Source organism: Sphingomonas sp. Leaf343 (genome assembly GCF_001423765.1).
GTDB lineage: Bacteria > Pseudomonadota > Alphaproteobacteria > Sphingomonadales > Sphingomonadaceae > Sphingomonas.
The window spans coordinates 183,905-202,214 of the sequence record NZ_LMPG01000016.1; the positions used below are offsets into that span (position 1 = coordinate 183,905).

The window sequence follows — 18,310 nt, forward strand, 5'->3', positions numbered from 1 at the left end:
GAGATGCGCGCTTGTCGGCTGGCCTGCCTATCCCCGATAGCGAACATAGGCCGGAGGAGATGTATTCGATAGGGTTGAAGCGGCGCCTTGTTCCCGACGCCCAACCGGCTACGCTGTGGCCATGACGATCGAAACGACCCCATGCGCCTGAGCTGGCCTGAAATCCGCGCCAACGCTGCCCGCTTTAGCGAAGAGTGGAAAGGTAAGGGCTATGAGAAAGGCCAGACGCAGAGTTTCTATGACGAGTTCTTTGCCATCTTCGGCGTGCCCCGCAAGCAGGTGGCTGTCTACGAACAGCGAGTGAAGGCGCTCGATACCGCGCGCACTAGCGGCTTCATCGACCTGTTTTGGCCGGGCACGCTGATCGTCGAGCAAAAGAGCTCAGGCCGCGACCTTACCCGCGCCATGGCGCAGGCGCTCGACTATTATGATTGGCTGCCGGAGGTGCAGCGCCCGCGTTACATGATGGTTTGTGACTTCCAGCGTTTTGAGTTGGTGGATTTGGAGAGCCGTCGCGAGTGGAAGTTCCCCCTCGCCGACCTCAAGCGTCACGTCGAAGCGTTCGCCTTCATCGTCGGCGTTCAGCCACGGCTGTTCCGAGAACAGCCGCCAGTTAATCGCCAAGCATCGCAGCTTATGGGGCGACTCCACAATGCGCTGGAAGACGACGGATACGTTGGACATCAATTGGAACGGCTGCTTGTCCGCTTGCTGTTCATCCTTTTCGCCGACAAGACCGGTATCTTCGAGCGGAAGGGAATGTTTCTTGATCTACTAGAGCGCAGAACGCGTCCGGACGGTCGAGACCTTGGTCGTTGGCTAAGCGAGCTATTTCAAGTGCTCGACACGCCGCCAGAAAAGCGCCAGCGGGGCCTTGATATCGATTTGGGCGACTTCCCGTATATAAATGGCGACCTATTCCGCGAGCGCATTGACATGCCCGCGTTCGACAATGCGATGCGCGACATGCTGCTGGAAGCCAGCATGTTTGACTGGGGCGAGGTGTCGCCAGCCATCTTTGGTTCTTTGTTTGAGAGCGTCATTGATAAGGTGGCGCGGCGTAAGCAAGGCGCGCACTATACGCCCGAGCAGGCGATCCTGAAGGTCATAGAGCCCCTGTTTCTAGACGACTTGCGCGTTGAGTTCGCACGCATCAAAGGACGGAAAAGCGGTAGGCGGGATGCGCTGCTCGACTTCCATGAAAAGCTAGCCGGGCTTACGTTCCTAGACCCTGCTTGCGGTGCCGGTAACTTCCTTGTCGTAGCATATCGTGAAATACGAGAACTCGAGCGAGAGGTGTTGAAGGAAACATATGCCCGCGCGTCGGGAGCTGACTTCAAGTTTGATATTGATGTTCGTATTCTTTCCAAACTGAATGTCGATCAATTCTTTGGCATTGAGATCGACGAATTCCCGGCGATGATCGCACAGGTTGCCTTATGGATGACCGATCATATCGCTAACACGCGACTGGCGGAGGATTTTGGTCAGACATACGCGCGTATCCCTCTGGTGACCGCGCCGGGCGTTCGACATGCCGACGCACTTGAGCTGGACTGGAACGCGGTGGTGCCAGCAGGAAAGTGTTCTTTCGTTTTTGGCAATCCGCCATTCGTCGGTGCAAAGCAACAGAGTCTATTGCAAAGGTCGCAGGTACGGAGATTGGCTCAACTTGGTGGCAGCGGCGGTACTTTAGACTACGTCGCTGCATGGTTTCTGAAGGCCTCAATCTACGTGCAAGCGGGACATGCTAGCATCGGTTTCGTGGCGACTAATTCCATCTGCCAAGGAGAGCAGACGGCACAACTGTGGCCGAAATTATTTTCGAACAGGCTAGAGATTATCTTCGCTCATCAAACATTCCGCTGGCCTGGACGTGCCAAGGTTCATTGCGTCATCATTGGATTGACGTCGCGTGGAGCAGAGCGGAATACCAAGCGTCTATTTTCGTATGCCCATGTCGACTCTCCCGCGACCGAGTCATTGGTCACAACCATAAGTCCGTATCTGCTAGGTGTCGCAGATACGTTCCGGCATTTAACTGTAAGGGAAGAAGCTAGACCAATCAACGGCGCGCGTCGTCTCAAAACAGGCGTGCAGATGATTGACGACGGGCACTACACTTTTGAGAATACGGATAAGGTCGCCTTCCTTGCCGATGAGCCTGATGCTGCGGCACTCTTTCGTCGCTATTTGGGCGGAGACGAGTTCATAAACGGTTTCCACCGCTGGATTCTCTACCTTGTTGATGCTTCTCCATCAGACCTGCGACGGTTGCCGTTGGTACGGCAACGTGTTGCTGCTGTACGGAAGTACCGGCTGTCCAGTACGCGGCCTGCCACCGTCCAGATGGCAAATGAACCAACCCGGCTGGGTGTCGACGAACGCCTAGTAACAGACTACTTAGTCATTCCTAATACGAGCTCGGAACGGCGCCATTACATTCCGATTGGATGGATGGGTCCAGATTCTATAGCAAATCAGAAGTTGCGGATACTACCAAGCGCATCAAGATGGGAGTTCGCTATCTTGACTAGTCGTATGCATATGGCATACATGCGCGCTATTACTGGCCGGCTTGAAAGCCGGTATATGTATTCTGTTGGTGTGGTGTACAACACCTTCCCGTGGCCTGATGCTACAGCAACGAAGCGCTCGCGGATCGAGCTCCTAGCCCAAGCTGTGCTCGATGCCCGTACACTGCCAAAGAATGCCACATCTACGCTCGCCGACCTTTACGATCCCGACACGATGCCTGCCGAGCTGCGGCGTGCACATCGCGAGCTAGATGGGGCGGTGGAACGCCTCTACCGCCAAGCGCCCTTCGGCTCCGATCGCGAGCGCGTGGAACATCTGTTCACCCTCTACCAGCGGCTTGTCGATCCGCTCCAGAATGAAGGCATCCGGCAGAACCGCCGCATAGCCCGCCAGAAGCAGGCAAGCGCTGCCAACATCCCCGAAAGCGAGCACAATGGCTGAAGCGTGGGGCATCCACATTCCGGCCGCTGTCGGAAGCGATCCAGTTGAAGGAGGGTTCATCAGCCTTGGTTGGCCAGCGCTGGGGAACATCTTTGCGCTGACTCCGGATCGGCACGTGTTCAAGCGGCTGGTGGCGCAAAGCTATCCTGAAAAGAAGCCCGGGGCCATACCGGTGGACGCCGGAACGCTATTCAAGTTCGCCTTTGAGGTGAAAGCAGACGACCTGATCGTTTACCCCTCCAAGCACGATCGCATGGTGCATATCGGAAGGGCTACAGGGAAGAAGTGGCACGATGGAACAGGCGCCTCTTGGCGCGCCGACTACCCCAATCATCAAGGCGTTGAGTGGCTGGCACACGAACCGCGTGACGCCTTCAGCCAATCAGCGCTCTACGAAATAGGTTCGTTTATCACCCTGTTCCGCATTCGGGAGCATACCGCTGAATTTGCTGCCAAAGCCACGCCCGGTCTCTCATATTCCACGCCAATCGAAACCGCCGAAGCGCCACTATCAGACGACTTGACCGCGCAGCAGGCATCGCAAGTCGCGGAAGAGACAACAGCCGACTTCATCGTGCGGCGCCTACATGGCTCGCTCAGCGGATATGATTTTGAACATTTTACCGCGCACTTGCTGGAGTGCATGGGATATTCGGCACGGGTTTCTGAGAAAAGCGGTGATGGTGGCGTTGATGTAATCGCCCATACCGATCAGCTTGGATTTCAGCCGCCCATCATCAAGGTACAATGCAAGAGGCAGACGGGGCAGGTAGGTGAGCCGGAAGTCAGCCAGTTGCTGGGAACCTTGGGAGAGGGTGAATACGCGCTGTTTGTCACGCTAGGGTCCTACTCGCGACAGGCTAGGATACGGGAACGCAACAATCCTCGCCTACGGCTCCTCGATGGCGAAGATCTGGTCCAGACGATCCTTGTCCATTATGATCGACTAGCGCCGCGCTACCGCGTTATGCTGCCATTGAAACGGATATATGTTCCTGATCCGGTCAGCGGCTAGCATGATCGGTGGCACACGAGCATTAGCAGTTTCCGCAGCTTTATTGTTTCCAACAGCTAGCCAAACCTCGTTGCCCGCATTTTCGCCGCAGTAGCTCGCCCGAGGGTCCATGAGCCCGCGCCGCTTATTGAACAGGTCGCCGCGCCGATAGGCGGCCTCCGCCTTGTTCCCGATCGTAAGCCGGCACATTGAGCTAACCGTCAGACTAGCAGCGCCCCGTCGCATTATTACCCAACTGTATCCAGAGAACTGCGGCGAATATAGCAGGGCTGAAAACCTGCGCGGTATGCCAAATTGATATAACGCGGGTCCTGCGCTGGTCTCAGGAGCTGCTGAAGAAGGCCGGTCTGGTCTCGGGTACGGGTACCTACATTGTGCTTCAAGGTCACCTTACAGCACTCGCAGCATCGCACTTAGCTCTTGAAGCAGGTCGCGACGGTCAAAGATCGATGCCGCTAACATCGCGGCTTGAAGGAGGATATACGTCAGGGTCTGCTGGAGTTCCGCGCTGCCGCGTGATTGAAAGTGCCCTCCCACATGTTTTAGTCGACCATCCTCATGCGAGTTGGGTGAAGTTGACGGTTGCACATGAACATAGCGCTCGCACAGCTGGTCATACGCATGCTGATCCATAGGGATCGCGATCGAACCATTCCTATCGATCACGAGCCGGACCTTCACTGGTGAGAATCTTTTTCTACGTTCAGTGTCAGAGAGGGTGACCCATGTGCGAAATGATGGAGGGTCGAGGCGGAAAAGCGCGAGCAGATTGGTGATTTCGCCCATACCCCTGACCAGTCCGAGGGCCTCGTCATGGAAACCGGTGGCATCGAGCATGATGCTCGCGATCGCTTGATTTACAATCCTTCCGAGCAGGCTTTCCATAACGTGGTTGCCGCCGCGGCATTCACTTTTGCAGGTGGCCAGATCGAACAGAAATTCAATTGCTCGATTGAGAGGCAGATTCTTGCCGATCGCCGCGGGTACTTTGCCCTCGAGGAGACGCTCTTGTGCGAGAACTGCTGCGAAGGACTTGTGCATAAGGTAAGCTCCCGGTGACATTTGCAAGTTTAGCAGCTTTAGTAGCAGAACCGCTTGTTCAGGCGCTGGCCGCCGCCAGCCGAACCACATTGCCAGCATTCTCACCGCAGTAGCTCGCCCAAGCATCCATGAGCCCGCGCCGCTTGTTGAACAGGTCGCCGCGTCGGTATGCGGCTTCGGCCTTGTTCCCGATTGTATGCGCCAGCGCCATTTCGCACACTTCATGCGGGAAGCCGGTTGTCTCGCTTGCCCAATCGCGAAATGCCGACCGGAAGCCGTGTGCGGTCACCGCCAAGCCCATGCGGCGCAAGAGCATCGCCATCGACATGCTCGACAGCGGCTTTCCGCCTTTTGTGCTTTGGAATACCGGATCGCTCGCCTGCGCCTTCTCAGCATTGCGCATGGTGTCCAACACCCGCAGAAGCTCCAAAGCGCGTGCTGCCAGTGGTACGCGATGTTCACGCCCCGCTTTCATCCTCGCCGCTGGCACGGACCACACTGCACCTTCCAGGTCTAATTCGCCCCATGTCGCACCAAGCGCCTCGCCGGAGCGGGCGGCAGTGAGAATAGTAAATTCTAGCGCCCGTGCCGCCGTAGCCTCGCGCCTGCGTAGATCGGCGATAAAGGCTGGCACGTCCGCGTAGGGCAAAGCCGCATGGTGGCCCCGTGATAGCCGCTGCCGCTTCGGCAGGAGCTGATCTAGGTGGCCGCGCCAACGCGCCGGGTTCTCGCCGGTTCGCAGTCCCTTGGCTTTAGCGGCGTCCAATACGTTTTCAATTCGGCCGCGCAGGCGCTCTGCCGTCTCAGGCGTCCGCTGCCAAAGCGGTTGTAGCACCTCGAGAATGTCGCGAGTGCCGATCGTCTCAACCATGCGCGGGCGAATCGGCGCGGCGTACTTGGTCAGCGTCATGGCCCATTGCGCGGCATGCTTGGCGCTGCGCCACGATGGACGCATAGCCTCGACATAGGCGTCGGCAACTTCACCGAACGTTGCCCGCTCCTGCTTCTCCCGCGCGGAACGGGGATCGCCGCCGCTCGCAAGGATCGTTCGCAGCGTGCCAGCTTCCTTCCGGGCGTTCGCCAGCGTCAGGTCACGCCCGCCGCCCAAGCCAAGCTCCGTACGCTTGCCGCCTCGCGTGTACATGAATACCCAACGCCGCCGGCCGGTGGGATCAATGGACAGGTAAAGGCCCCCGCCATCCGAATGCCGCCCCGCTGTCTTAATGGTCGCCGCAGTCCGAGGGTCTAGCTTGTTGAGGGTACGTGTCGCCATGTCCGGTCCTACTTCGGCCCCACTGCCGGTCCCACTTGATATGGCGGATTGGAGCGAACGTCCATACACAACCCCGGACGCGACCGCAGCTTAATCGTCGCATTTCTGCCGTATGACAAAGCGAATATGGACTATTATGGACGTAGGCGGGTGAGGAGTTTGGCGGACTCCCGCTCCGCCACCCAGTCCCTGCTCTGAGCACGACGCGCCGTCATGAGGCCGCAAAGCCCGCAGTTCTGCGGCTTCTACAGACCTGAACCATACTGAAGAGCGCGCTCTCAAACCGCAAACCGGAACCTTCTCCGGCTGATTCTCTGCGCCCTCGGCAGGCAGTACGGTTACCCTGTTTCGCTGCTTTCCCTGCTCAACGCGTATCTCACCTTTTTGCGAACTGCTCCTGCCGCATGGTTTCGCGATAATTGGCCATTCCGTAGCGTCTGAAGCAGCGTTCCCTGTGAGATGGAGCAGGGAAACCAGCGTGTACTTGCAGGGAAAGCAAATCGCAGCATCAGCGAAGATGCTGTGTGCAGTGTACCCAGCTCTGGCAACGAAAGTAAAGTAAACCAAACCTAGTCGCTTCGGTGGAAGTAGATAATTATCGACACAACAACGTTTTGCTGTTGACGCACTGGTCACGCCTAGATAGGTAGATCTCAGAAGACGAGGCCGCAGTCGAAATCGGTTGGTCTTCTGCTTTGTCACAAGACCACCAAATGGAGGTGTGCTTGTGACGAAGACCAGACGACAGAATGCAGGATCGAACCGGGCCACAGCTGTAGGGCAGTGGGACGAGGTGGAACTCGGGGTGTTGCAGTCCGCATTGCGACGCACGCGAACTCATACCCTAAGCAAGCGACGAGCGGTTGAAGCCAGCATCCTTGAGAACGGGATGCTCAATCCGGTCGCGATCAACAGCAGCAACGTCATCGTCGATGGTCATCTTCGCGTGGAGATTGCGCACAAGCTTGGCTTGCGTACCGTGCCCGTCATCCGCATCGCGCATATGAGCGATGCAGAGCTGCGGGCGTACGCCATTGCAGCCAACAAGCTGCCGGCGGTTGCCAATTACGATATCAACGCTCTCCGAATTGAGCTCGATGAGATCCGGGCGGAGATCCCGACGATCAATCTGACGCTGACCGGCTTCACCATCGGCGAAATGGACCGGATTACTGGCAACCACCAGGCCGGCATCTACGATGATTTGGATGAGGACGAGGTACCGCCGGCGCCGGTCGAGGTCAGCGCCCGGCGCGGTGACCTCTACGCTCTTGGCAAGCACCGGCTGATCTGCGGGGACAGCCTCGATCCGATGACGCTGACGACGCTAATGGACGGTGAGCTGGCGACGTGCTGCTTCACTGATCCACCATACAACGTGAAGATCAACGGTCATGTTTCCGGCACCGGCCGCCATGCCGAGTTTGCGATGGCATCAGGCGAGATGACGCGCAGCGACTTCGAGACATTCCTGATCACGGCCTTGGAGAACATCGCAGGCGTGCTGACCAACGGGGCAATCGCCTTCGTGTGTATGGATCATGCGCATATCGGCGAGCTGCTCATGGCGGGGGATGCAGTATTCGACGAGCGCCTGAACATCTGCGTCTGGGACAAGGGCCGCGGCGGCATGGGGTCGCTGTGGCGCAGCCAGCACGAGCTGATTGCAGTCTTCAAGACGGGTGATGGTCCGCACATCAACGCAGTCGAGCTTGGCAGGCATGGTCGCAATCGTACCAACCTCTGGTCCTTTCCGGGCATGACCGGCTTTGGCCGCGGCAAGAAGAAGGCGCTGGAGCTGCACCCTACGGTGAAGCCCGTGGCCCTGGTGGCTGAGGCGCTGCTCGACGTCACTGACCAGGGACAGGTGGTACTCGATCCGTTTGGTGGATCGGGTAGCACGCTGATCGCAGCAGAGCGCATCCAGCGGCGTGCGCGGCTGGTCGAGTTTGACCCTGTGTATGTCGACCGGATCATTGCGCGCTGGGAGAAGCTCACTGGCGGCAAAGCTGAGCTGTTGTCACGCGATGATAGTGCATTGCCAGACCTCCTCGCCGGGGAGGCAGCCTGATGGGACAGTACGACAACCGCCCATATGAGGTCGGCAAGGGCAAGCCGCCCAAAGAGCACCGCTGGCCAAAGGGACAGTCCGGCAATCCGCGTGGACGCAGGCGACAGGATCAGCCTGATGCCTCTCTCTCCGAAATGATGGCGGCCATCCTGGAGGAGCGTGTCGAGGTGACGGTTGCAGGCAGGACGCGCCGGATGACATTGAAGGAAGCCGGACTGCGCCAGCTGGCCAACGATTTTGCTTACGGGCCGACATTGCAACGCCGTAAAACGCTGGAGGCCCTCTTCAGAATAGGCGCTCTGGACGCGGTGGCCGCGCCGCAGGATCATTCGATCCCGGAGGAGCGGATCGAGGCTTTCATACAGCAGCTGGCCGCAGAGGCTCTTAGCGATCAGGAAAGGGAAGAATGGATGCGCGAGAACGGTCTAGCGCGCCCGGTCGACAATCCAGTCAGTTAGGCCTGCGTTGATTGAGAGGTCAGTGACCTGCTCGCCGAGCATCAGCTCCAGCGGTCGTCCGCCTTCGCTTGCTGGTGCGGCAAGCGCTCCCACAGGCGTGTGGCAGATCAGCATGCTGCGTTCACCCGACGCGCGCAGGCTTAGTTTGGCGGCGTAGTCGTTGACTACCTGCTGGGTCGCTGAGGATTTCACCTGGATCGCCATCCGCTCGCCAGTCAGCGGCTGCTGCACGATCATGTCGATGTCCCTCGCCAGGCCACCAAGCTCAGACACGCGGATCCATCCTGATCGCGCCATGGCGAGATCAACGAGCTGTTCGAAGTCCGACCAGGTCAGTCGCCGGATCAGCGCGGTGAGGCTGTGCCGAAGCCTCGCACGGGCGGCGATGACCGCCTGCTGTTCCGCATCCTGTTCTGCGTTGATGTAGCGAAGGCAGAGCTGCTTCTGCTCGGCGGTCAGGCCGCAGATCGTCCGCCGGTAAGCCGACAGGCGGGTGAGCAGCGTGCTCAGCCGATCCATCGTCAGCGGCTCGCCCGCTGCATCGCAGTCGCGCCAGCCACCCCGTGCGGCGCGGTAGCGGGTGCCGTGCCCGGTCCCGTCGCCGCCCAGCCACACAACCTCCGGTTCGGCAAAGGCCCACCACAGCCGGCCGCGGGCAAAGGTGATCCAGAGAGCATTTGGATCACGGTCGTAGAAGGCGCGAGCTTCATTGGTGTAGCCGGTCGCGGTGCCCCTGGCCGGGTTGCTGACGGTGTACCCGGCCATCAATGCCTCCCAGTTGCCTTCGAGCGCCATATCATGCGGGTCGCTCCGCAGACCCCACTCTAGTCGGCCGGCCTCCAGCGAGCTGTTTTCCCAGCGACCGCCGCCACCGAGCTTGATGTACCGGATAGTGGCGGGGGCGATCTGGTTCATGGCGACACGGATTGCTTCCTGGCCGCGGCAAGTCCAGTCGTTTGTGACTCATCGTCCGTAGACCGAAGAACATCGCCGCGGCTCATCGGCAGCGATGGATGCGCGCCTCCGCCTTGGCATGAACCTGCGCCGTTTGCGCAAGGCGAAGGGCATGGGGCAGGAGAAGTTCGCACTCGAGTACGGCTTCGACCGTACCTACGTCAGCGGCATCGAGCGCGGTGTGCGCAACCCTACAGTGACGGTCGTGGAGCGATTGGCTGATGCGCTCGGCGTCACCATCGGGCAGCTGTTCGAGGACGCCGGCGAGAAGCCGGGATGAGCTGGTCGGCTGAAAGCTGCGGCTGGACTTCCAAGGAGACCGCCGGCTTCCTGACCGACATGGAAGGCGATGACCTCATCAACCACTTACTCGCACGCTGCGGCGCGATCATGGAAGATGCGTCGGCAGTCGCTATCCTGTCGCACAACGGGCTGAGCCTCGCGGAGCGCATAGCGGCTGTGCGGAAGGCCGCGGCTGAGGTCACCGCGCTGGTGGTCGCTGCCTCGGTTCTGCTCCCGCCGCGCAGGTGAGCGGCCAACGGGGTTTGCCGTTTCAGGGCTGCCTGAAGCAGGCGCCATCGATGCGGCAGACCACGTGCATTGTCCTTGCCTCGGCGGTGTTCGGACGACACTCGCGACGGGGCCGCCGCGGCACAGGCATGTAGCACCATCGCCATCAGGCAGCGCGCCAGCGAGGGAGCGGACTGCAGACCGGCCTCTCGACCAAAAAGGGTCATCGAGCTGGTCTGCGACTGGCCTACACTCCGATGCTGCCGACCACTTTACCAAGTCGATCAAACTGCTCCGGCAACGCCGCTGCCCCCCCCCCCCCCCCCCCCCCCCCCCCCCCCCCCCCCCCCCCCCCCCTTGCAGCGCTTCCTTCAGCGCCTCCGCGGACGGGTAGATCTCGTGAAAGGTCACCAGCGTCTCTCCATCCTAGTCGGCGAAAGTCACGGTTGTGACCGCGCCCGCCTCATCCTCTTCGTTGGTCCGGGAATCCTCAGCTCGGCTCACGCTAAGAGGGTAAGGAGCGTCTGCGCGTTAAGCGGAAGAGCGATGTTCTGGTGGATAACGGCCTGAACGCTTTTTGAGGCGGCGCTTGCGGTAACCGGCCTTTCATTCATGCGGCCGGGCGGGGGGGGGGGGTAAAGCCTATCGACGGGTGAAAAGCGGCTTGGCCGCTTTGGCACATCGATCGCGGTAAGCTGTCGTTCGTTCAGACCGTGGGGCAGGGCCTGATCGACCAAGTCTTGACTTAGTAAGTAGGCTCGGGTGCCAGCGCCGCGCCCCGCCGTCAAGCCCGTTAGTTCTGGCACGCTCGCTTAGATACCAATGCCCAGAGGAGCTCATCAGCTCGGAGAACTCCCGAGCACGCGGATGCGCCGCAGGTGCTCAACGGCTTGGCGATCAAAGCCGTTCCGCAGATACGTGCGTTCACTGGATACCGTCCCGAAGAACTTCTCGTAGCGGTTGATTGTCTCCTCGCCAGCAAATCCCTTGGTCACAACCGTTATGCGGGGCCGCTCGCCTTCACTAAGCTGGATACGCTTAAGCAGGTGCTTGAACTCGAAGTCTGCTGCGGGGAGCGAGTAGCCGACAAACACCCAGTCAGCGGCCCGCTTGAGTCGCTCCTCCGCCGTGCGCCAGCTCGCAGCGAACATCGGGAAGTCGAGCGCCTTACGGTAGCTAAAGGTCGCAAACCGGGTCCCCAGCGCGTCCGCCTCGCATGATGGACATGTCTGCGCGAGCCTTGCAGGTCCGCTCGTGCGAGAGTCTGCTCCAATGGCCTCCCAGTCGGCCTGCCGGAAGAACGTGCGGGCGACGCGCGAACCCTCGTCGGGGATCAGCCAGTAGATGTTCCGGCACGCATCGCAGTAGAGCCAGTTGACCGAGCCATGTGGCTTGAGGATCTCGACTGTAGCGGCGTTCGGCAACGGTCGTTCGGCGAGCTTACCATCTCGGAACGCCGCGCGCCGCGCACCGCAGCCATAGTCGAAGTTGGTGAGGAGGCGGCGGGAGGCAAGATCGCGCTCGATTACCGTGTCCCAGTTCATCGACAGGACTGAGACGTCATCGAGATTCAATTCAGCAATAACGCTGTCAAGCGCCTCGCGATCCGATCCGCCCGCCCTGACGCCGTCGTTGTAAGCACGGTCTAGCATCCTGATCATGCGGGCGATGATGGCGCGGCGGACAAGACGAAGCCGCGCCGCCGGGTAGGCAGGGCCGAGATGGTGGCCGGAGTTGGCCGCTAGGTCGACCAAGGTAAACAGGTCCTCGAGGTCGGGCCACTGATCCGGTGTGCGGGCCGCGCCCTCCCCGAAGCTCGTGTCGACGAACTGCCTGATGAATCGGACAAGCACGCCGTTGGGCCCGTCCAGCCGCAGCCGTCGGAGGTTGAGCAACTCCTTTGTGAAGTCGCTAACGAGCGGAAGGCCTGCGTTCTTGGAGAAGCCGGCGCCGACGATGAGCACGTTGCTTGGCTGAAATGTCGCGCTCATTGGGAGGGGATCGACTTAGGCCGTCCAGTTGCGCTTTAGCTTACGCTCAGCAGCGAGGCGCATATGCTCCATTTCATCCATGCCAACGCCCGAGATGCGAGAGCCAAGATCCATTGCCCATTGCTGAGCTTTCATCTCCTTCATATCGCCAAGCCACAGCCACCTGCGACCGTCAACGCTACTAAAGATGTAGCGCTCTTGATCCCGAGTAGCGATAACGCCCCGCCGAGCAGCATCGGGATCGAACTGCACCATTACGGTGTCCATCGGTTTTAAGCTAACCCAAGCCTCCTGAACGACACTTCCGCTATCCCTTAGAATAATATTGAAGTGGTCTCCGGAGAGGCTGACCCCCTGCATGGGGAATGGCGTTCTTTTCTTAAGTCGGACGCTGTCACATCTCGGCTGAACACATAACAGGATTTCAGCTGGGCCATGCTTCCCCTCAGCTTGTATCTCCTGCAACAAAGTTCCGAGTGTTAGCAGTGGGCTCCAGTCTTCTGGGATTCTCGTACGCCCTGGTTCACGTTGAAAGGTTGTAAGTCGAGCCAGCCGCTGGACGGCCCGTCGCGCGGCTGGTGAATCGGGGTAAAAGATACGGGAAATTTTGGAGATGGGGACACGACTGCCCTCGGCTACCAGCTGAGATGGATCGCCATGAGCGTGTTGGCGAGGCAAGGATGCCTTGAAGGCGTCTGCCCCACCGCGAACGAAGGTTTGAACATCGGACGGTGTGATCTCTGCCTGTTCCCCCCGGAACTTGTGACCCGATGCTACCTTACTCTGAACCCAAGCCTCGATAACGTCACCACCTAGTTGGCGCTCAGGAACTTCTTCAAGCTCGACAAGGTTTCGGATTTCGGTTACTAACATGTCCAAGGCAAATGCTCGGGAATCGTCCGGATGTGGGATGCCTGCGCGGTGAGCGACAAACGCTCCGTCAAGATCGCCTGTATAAAGAGCAAGAACGTGATGGGCACCCTTCCGGATCGCGGCAACTGCTGAGAGCGAGAAACTAGCCAGAAGACTTTGCGAGAGGCAGGCGAACTCGGAGATGAGGCGATCCGGTAGCGTTTCCTCGTTTACCTCTTCTAAGTCAGCTGCGGCCTGCGTATTTCGCTTATTCAGTACAATAATGCGAGTATCGCTCCCTACGAGCGCGGGCCCGTCCTGAAGAAGCATTCCACTAAGCTCAGAGTGGCCTTCGATCTCGCCGAGCAACTCACCGGCAATCGCCTCGCGTCCAGGTTGAGACGTGTAAACAGCTATGAGCCTCAACCGGCCATTGTCTGCTCTATCACTCTTGAGAAGACGAACTACGATCTCCTTCGCCGATCTGCTACTGCCAGGCTCTAGATACCAATCAACCACCACAATGTCGGCCAGCTTTGCGGCACCTGCCGTTCGATCTACCATCGCCTCGCCAGGCTCTGGCCTATACAATCCGCAGATCATGTCCCTCGCCATGAACGCGTGAGTAAGAACCTTAGCGTTCAAGCTGCCTGTTTGTTGATCGGCGGCATCCTGTTCTACTGTCACGGCCACCGCCGGCTCGCCGGGCCTATCTGGAGCGCCAAGGACACTTCCAGTTGGCGAGTGCAGGACAGGAACTACCGTCGTTATGGTCGGGCCGAAATGAGCCTGATCATCGATGACAATGGCCGTTTGCAGAAAGCGCCGCGCGCTGTCCGCATAGTGAGCCTTCAAGTTGATCATTCCTCGCCTTCCTCATCTTCTGCATCGTCTGAGGAGTCGGCTCGGGGGCCAATCCGAAAAGTAGGATGGGTATCTCTTCCACTTGTTTCGAGGGTCAAATCATAACCCTCCTTATTGAGAGCCTGCCGCGAGATATAAAGCCCCATCCCTCGACCGTTCGGTTTTGTGCTCTCACCAAATTCAAAGATTCGATCAGCTATCCTGAGCTCAATTCCAGGCCCGCCGTTCGTGATAAGGAACGCATCATCTACAGCATCAAGCTCGATCCAGTGCTCCGCTTCCCGATCAAACGCTATCCAGAACAAAGCATTATCTACAACGTTGACAAAAGCGGGCAGAAACGTTGAAATATGCCCCTGAACTCGCATGGCATCAAAACGTTTGGTCCACCTGAGGTCTACTCCATGCCTTCGGAGACGATCCCCAAAAACCTCGTCGAGGTACATCCTGATCTGCTCACCTGTAAGGTCGATGACGTCGCGGTTTAACCTCCGGCTCATAGGCGCAAATAGGCGCAAGTATCCCTCTAAATGCTCGAATCCGCCACTTACGTCGCGAACAAGTTTGGCGAGGTCGGCGTTCGCACGACTCCAAGGTTGTAAACGACCGATCGCGTCATTTATGGAATTAGCCGTACTCTGAAATTCGTGCTGAACGATACCCAGCGCCATTCCAACCTGCGCGAGCTCCGCGTAATCGTCTAATTGAGAGCGATACGCTTCTGATTGTGCTTCCAAAGCGGCGGTAGCGTCGTCCGCGAATTCGTCTCGCGCCACGGCGCCAGCAACGGATTCCAGTTGATCTCGGAGCGCCTCCAAGCGCTCCTTGGTCTCAGTAGCACTTACTTCGATGCGAGTTTCCCAAGCCTGCTGAAGTTCTCGTAAATCGCGCTCATCAATAACTTGCGTATCAGTACGACCGAGGTCAGCGAAGGTAGCAGCGATGTCTTCACCTAGGCGGGTGACGCAGTCCTTGAGCGTGCCATCGACGACGTTTGAAAGCTCCGTCACCTGTTCACCCACCTCACGACGCAGACGGGCGCTCGTTGAGGTCGCGGAACGGCGTCTTGATTCCAAACCAGCTACGATTCTCCTGCGCCGATCTACGGCTACCAAGGAGTCTTGGGCTATGTCGCTTACTGCCGCATCGATTTCCCGCGCCAAGGGCTCGAACACCTCTGTCTCTAGCTTATCGTAGTTGCGAAGATAGGCTGCCCAATCCCGCTGCTGCAGCTTGGTCATGCCAAATCCGCGGGGCCGCAGGATGGTGTAGCTAGAGCGTAGTCGAGCTACACCCTCTCCAGCATCAACCTCGACTTCCAGAAGCTGCTGGGCGGCAAGCTCCATATCGCCAAAAGCCCTGAGTGCTTCGACCCGAGCCAAGAACTCTAATCTAAGCTCTTCCGCTCTTTTTGAAGGCTCTCCGCGCTCAACCGCATCAAAGAATGAGCTTAGATCAGATGAAAGTCTGCGTCGCCGTTCACGAACCTGCTTCTCTCGCTTTTCGAGTGCCTTAGCTTCTCGCGTGAGATCCTTCTTTATAGCGTTGAACTCATCCCCAAAGGTTGACGTCGGCCTGAAGAAGTCAATCGCTAGGCGCTCGAAGAAGTTCTCTAGAATCGCCACAAACTCACGATACGCGCGATTGGCTCTAAATCCCTCACGTCCGGCTTTTTCGACGAGCGAGCTGTTGGTCGCATAGCTTATCTCGATTGCGCCGAATATACGACGATACGAGAAAAACCAATCTTGCGCGCTCTTGGTCCGTCGTCTTTCGATATTCAAAAGTCGAAATCAGAGTTACCGTATGGTAGAATACGTATACCGTCCCGATAAACGTAGAGCCCGCCAATTCGATTTAGCTTTTGACTGATATGGGAATATTCGGCTGGGGGTAGTCTGGACTCGCTCATCCGTCCTTGAAGGTACGCGAATTTGATACGGAACGGCCCACAGTCCGTCGGGCGGCCAGTTGATCCCGGCCAAGCAATCACATGATCGACAGCAGCTCGATTGTATACAGCGACCCATCCTGAGAACTGGCCGAATTCGTCGAATACCCCCTCAATATGATGATCCGCGGCGACAAACTCGGCAGGAGTGAAAAAGGCATTTCCGCCAATTAACTCTCGGGTCCGGCCATCTTCAAGGTGGTCACGAAACTCAGCTTTAATCACCGGGACCGCCCGATCGGGCATCATGGTGTTGCTGAACCCGAGCAGCATCTTCTGCAACGGAGACGCGACATCCTCACTGCCCGCGTCGATATCGTCGGGCAGGATCGCTGCACAGGGGCGAATGTAAAACTGCGTCCCGTAACGATCTTGGCCTAAGTGTGGCTCAGAGAACTGAGGTTGTACAAGGTTCGGGTCGAAACTCATCAATGCCAGATCGCTACGGATCGCATCAGCCTGGTCGACGGGCAGCTTAGCGCCGAGCGCGTCAACGTTGGCGAGCACACGTGCCACTAGATTATCGATTACTTCCTTGTTCGGTAGTCGCCCGTCAGGAAGTTTCACGACCGGGATGTCGATACTGTCCAGATCAATGCCCGGCACCTCAAATAACCGCCAGTTCACTAAGGCAGCTACCAGCGGCTGAAGGCCAGCTGGTCGAATTGCCCGCGTAAGTACCAGAACCTGTGGACCTATTGCTGCGATCGCAAGGCGGCCGATGCCCTTCTCTCCCATGATCGGCCGCGGAGGTTTACTGCTCGGGCCTGTCCAAGACTGAGCACCAGGATCATTGGCTCCAACTTTACTTTCGGTTCCAAGGGTCAACCATCGCGTCTCGAAGTCCTCCAATGTCATGCCGAGGCCATCGTCACGCACCACCAACAGGTGGTCAGCTCTAAAATAATCGACTTCGACGCTATCAGCAAAGGCGTCGTGAGCATTCTTAAACAGCTCATGGATTGCAGTCGGGATCCCAGCGATCTGCTGACGGCCAAGCATGTCGACGGCACGTGCACGAACACGAATCTTTGCCATCAGCTTGGCAAGTCCATGATTTTTTCTAGCGCGGGCAACATGGCTTCCACCATTGTGACAGGAACCGCGTTTCCGATTTGGCGCGCTACTTCTGAGGCGTTGCCATGAAACTTATACTTCTTGGGAAAGGTTTGCAGCAGTGCGGCCTCTCTTAAGCTAATAGCACGATCCTGGTCCGGATGAGCAAACCGTCCGCGGGTAACGTCGGTGCAGCCCGTCGTGAGCGTGGGGGCGACCTGGTCCCAGCACATCCTACCATAAACGTCCGAATAGGATGTAGCACGCCCCTCATGGCAGCGCAGTTGTAGGTGCTTGGGAAGGTCAGCCCGGCTCCCGCCATTATGTGGAATGTGCTCCAGTCGCTGGATGACTATCGCGCGGTGATCGCGAGCAAAATGTAGCGGATCGCGATTGCAACGCTCGCCGGAGGCCAAAGCGGGAAGGTCGGCAATCGCTTCACGCACAGTGCTGCGGGGCGCAGAAAAGTTTGCTTGTTGAAACTCGCTTAGTGCGGCCTTGGTCCGCGCAGCGATCATGACACAACGGATCCGCCTTTGCGGCACCCCTAGGTCCGCGGCATCTATCCGTCGCGGTAATCCGAGTAGATAGTCGTGAGCCTCAAGTCGTGTCCGAAGCTCGGTCAGCAGCTCGTGGCTGCCAGGGCCAGCAAGCCCGGAAACGTTCTCGAAAAGGATTAACGACGGCTTCAACTCGGCAGCAAACTTGACGGCCTCTAGGATCAAGGCTGCTCGCGGGTCGCCTCTGCGCTTCTGGTTTTGACTGCTAAACGGCTGGCAAGGTGCACAGACCACGAGCAGGTCTACCGATTGGATTGATCGCAAGCGGCGGTCTTTAGCGGGATTCAGCAGCTGTATATCTTGCTTAAGGAGGCGCGTTTTCGAATGGTTTAGCTTGTAGGTCCGGCAGGCAATCGGGTCATTATCCACTGCCGCTAGGACACGGAAACCCCTCCGGCGAAGGGCTGCGCTGACGGCGCCCGATCCGCAAAACAGGTCAACGGCTGTACGCTCTCGCCCTTCAGCCACAGTTCCTACCAACGCCCTTGCCCACCCTGCATTCGTCTCCTCGCCCGAACCCTAACGGATCCTCCCGAAATCGCCAGTCCTTGAGCTGCTGCCGGTCCCGTGGACATCAAGTTAGGGTACATGCGCTTGCCGCTCGAAGTCCATGGGGCTGAGATAGCCTAGCGTCGAGTGCCGGCGCGTCGGGTTGTAGAAGCGCTCGATATAATCGAACACGTCGGCCTTCGCGTGATTGCGCGTTCGATACTTCCGGCGGCTATGTCAGAGCAA

The 18,310-nt window shown here is 58.4% G+C and carries 14 protein-coding genes and 1 pseudogene; 6 read left to right on the forward strand and 9 right to left on the reverse strand.

Annotated elements, in window-relative coordinates:
• Nucleotides 1-141: 141 nt before the first annotated feature.
• Together ASG07_RS16205 and ASG07_RS16210 are read left to right on the forward strand one after the other, a co-directional pair.
• Nucleotides 142-2,979 carry a DNA methyltransferase gene (locus ASG07_RS16205; RefSeq protein ID WP_055849345.1) on the forward strand — a complete coding sequence of 946 codons (2,838 nt, stop codon included), beginning with the start codon at nt 142-144 and terminating at the stop codon, nt 2,977-2,979.
• Nucleotides 2,972-3,994 carry a restriction endonuclease gene (locus tag ASG07_RS16210; protein WP_055849348.1) on the forward strand — a complete coding sequence of 341 codons (1,023 nt, stop codon included), beginning with the start codon at nt 2,972-2,974 and terminating at the stop codon, nt 3,992-3,994. Before ASG07_RS16205 ends, ASG07_RS16210 begins: the two co-directional genes overlap by 8 nt.
• 390 nt (nt 3,995-4,384) lie before the next feature.
• On the opposite strand, the gene ASG07_RS16215 is transcribed toward ASG07_RS16210, so the two are convergent.
• Both ASG07_RS16215 and ASG07_RS16220 read right to left on the reverse strand, forming a co-directional pair.
• Entirely contained in the window at nt 4,385-5,035 is a 651-nt protein-coding gene (locus tag ASG07_RS16215) for a hypothetical protein (protein WP_156361912.1), read from the reverse strand.
• Nucleotides 5,036-5,093: 58 nt separating this feature from the next.
• Entirely contained in the window at nt 5,094-6,308 is a 1,215-nt protein-coding gene (locus ASG07_RS16220) for a tyrosine-type recombinase/integrase (RefSeq protein ID WP_055849353.1), read from the reverse strand.
• Nucleotides 6,309-7,035: 727 nt separating this feature from the next.
• Between ASG07_RS16220 and ASG07_RS16225 the strand changes: the two genes are divergently transcribed.
• Nucleotides 7,036-8,379, forward strand: a complete 1,344-nt coding sequence (locus tag ASG07_RS16225; protein ID WP_168377368.1) for a site-specific DNA-methyltransferase — start codon at nt 7,036-7,038, stop codon at nt 8,377-8,379.
• Nucleotides 8,379-8,837 carry a DUF5681 domain-containing protein gene (locus tag ASG07_RS16230; protein ID WP_156361913.1) on the forward strand — a complete coding sequence of 153 codons (459 nt, stop codon included), beginning with the start codon at nt 8,379-8,381 and terminating at the stop codon, nt 8,835-8,837. The genes ASG07_RS16225 and ASG07_RS16230 overlap by 1 nt, the downstream gene beginning before the upstream one ends.
• On the opposite strand, the gene ASG07_RS16235 is transcribed toward ASG07_RS16230, so the two are convergent.
• A complete protein-coding gene (locus ASG07_RS16235) occupies nt 8,805-9,752 on the reverse strand; it encodes a restriction endonuclease (protein WP_055849360.1) in 948 nt (315 codons plus the stop codon). The two genes, ASG07_RS16230 and ASG07_RS16235, sit on opposite strands and share 33 nt — an antisense overlap.
• 94 nt (nt 9,753-9,846) lie before the next feature.
• Here ASG07_RS16235 and ASG07_RS16240 point away from each other — a divergent pair, with 94 nt between their 5' ends.
• Entirely contained in the window at nt 9,847-10,071 is a 225-nt protein-coding gene (locus ASG07_RS16240; RefSeq protein WP_055849365.1) for a helix-turn-helix domain-containing protein, read from the forward strand.
• Nucleotides 10,068-10,322 carry a hypothetical protein gene (locus ASG07_RS16245; RefSeq protein ID WP_055849369.1) on the forward strand — a complete coding sequence of 85 codons (255 nt, stop codon included), beginning with the start codon at nt 10,068-10,070 and terminating at the stop codon, nt 10,320-10,322. The genes ASG07_RS16240 and ASG07_RS16245 overlap by 4 nt, the downstream gene beginning before the upstream one ends.
• Before the next feature lie 818 nt (nt 10,323-11,140).
• Here ASG07_RS16245 and ASG07_RS16250 read toward each other — a convergent pair.
• The 6 genes and pseudogenes from ASG07_RS16250 to ASG07_RS16275 form a co-directional block, all read right to left on the reverse strand.
• Nucleotides 11,141-12,292: a hypothetical protein gene (locus ASG07_RS16250; RefSeq protein WP_055849372.1), complete on the reverse strand. Its 1,152-nt coding sequence runs from the start codon at nt 12,290-12,292 to the stop codon at nt 11,141-11,143.
• A 15-nt stretch (nt 12,293-12,307) separates the two neighbouring features.
• Nucleotides 12,308-14,008, reverse strand: coding sequence for a response regulator receiver domain (locus tag ASG07_RS17340; RefSeq protein WP_156361914.1), 1,701 nt, complete (start codon nt 14,006-14,008; stop codon nt 12,308-12,310).
• Nucleotides 14,005-15,792 (reverse strand): ATP-binding protein, encoded by a 1,788-nt coding sequence (locus tag ASG07_RS16260; RefSeq protein ID WP_156361915.1) that lies wholly within the window; start codon nt 15,790-15,792, stop codon nt 14,005-14,007. Before ASG07_RS16260 ends, ASG07_RS17340 begins: the two co-directional genes overlap by 4 nt.
• Nucleotides 15,789-16,997 carry an ATP-binding protein gene (locus ASG07_RS16265; RefSeq protein ID WP_082474882.1) on the reverse strand — a complete coding sequence of 403 codons (1,209 nt, stop codon included), beginning with the start codon at nt 16,995-16,997 and terminating at the stop codon, nt 15,789-15,791. The genes ASG07_RS16260 and ASG07_RS16265 overlap by 4 nt, the downstream gene beginning before the upstream one ends.
• Nucleotides 16,997-18,043 carry a DNA cytosine methyltransferase gene (locus tag ASG07_RS17050; protein WP_082474883.1) on the reverse strand — a complete coding sequence of 349 codons (1,047 nt, stop codon included), beginning with the start codon at nt 18,041-18,043 and terminating at the stop codon, nt 16,997-16,999. Before ASG07_RS17050 ends, ASG07_RS16265 begins: the two co-directional genes overlap by 1 nt.
• Before the next feature lie 111 nt (nt 18,044-18,154).
• Nucleotides 18,155-18,298: pseudogene (locus ASG07_RS16275) on the reverse strand (IS3 family transposase); the annotation flags it as partial.
• Nucleotides 18,299-18,310 lie beyond the last annotated feature (12 nt).

Excerpts from the sequence above, each read along its gene's own strand:
- ASG07_RS16215 (WP_156361912.1), bottom strand. The coding sequence starts at position 5,035 with ATGCACAAGTCCTTCGCAGCAGTTCTCGCACAAGAGCGTCTCCTCGAG.
- ASG07_RS16240 (WP_055849365.1), top strand. The coding sequence starts at position 9,847 with ATGGATGCGCGCCTCCGCCTTGGCATGAACCTGCGCCGTTTGCGCAAG.
- ASG07_RS16250 (WP_055849372.1), bottom strand. The coding sequence starts at position 12,292 with ATGAGCGCGACATTTCAGCCAAGCAACGTGCTCATCGTCGGCGCCGGC.
- ASG07_RS16220 (WP_055849353.1), bottom strand. The coding sequence starts at position 6,308 with ATGGCGACACGTACCCTCAACAAGCTAGACCCTCGGACTGCGGCGACC.
- ASG07_RS16230 (WP_156361913.1), top strand. The coding sequence starts at position 8,379 with ATGGGACAGTACGACAACCGCCCATATGAGGTCGGCAAGGGCAAGCCG.
- ASG07_RS16210 (WP_055849348.1), top strand. The coding sequence starts at position 2,972 with ATGGCTGAAGCGTGGGGCATCCACATTCCGGCCGCTGTCGGAAGCGAT.
- ASG07_RS16245 (WP_055849369.1), top strand. The coding sequence starts at position 10,068 with ATGAGCTGGTCGGCTGAAAGCTGCGGCTGGACTTCCAAGGAGACCGCC.
- ASG07_RS16235 (WP_055849360.1), bottom strand. The coding sequence starts at position 9,752 with ATGAACCAGATCGCCCCCGCCACTATCCGGTACATCAAGCTCGGTGGC.
- ASG07_RS16265 (WP_082474882.1), bottom strand. The coding sequence starts at position 16,997 with ATGGCAAAGATTCGTGTTCGTGCACGTGCCGTCGACATGCTTGGCCGT.
- ASG07_RS16205 (WP_055849345.1), top strand. The coding sequence starts at position 142 with ATGCGCCTGAGCTGGCCTGAAATCCGCGCCAACGCTGCCCGCTTTAGC.
- ASG07_RS17340 (WP_156361914.1), bottom strand. The coding sequence starts at position 14,008 with ATGATCAACTTGAAGGCTCACTATGCGGACAGCGCGCGGCGCTTTCTG.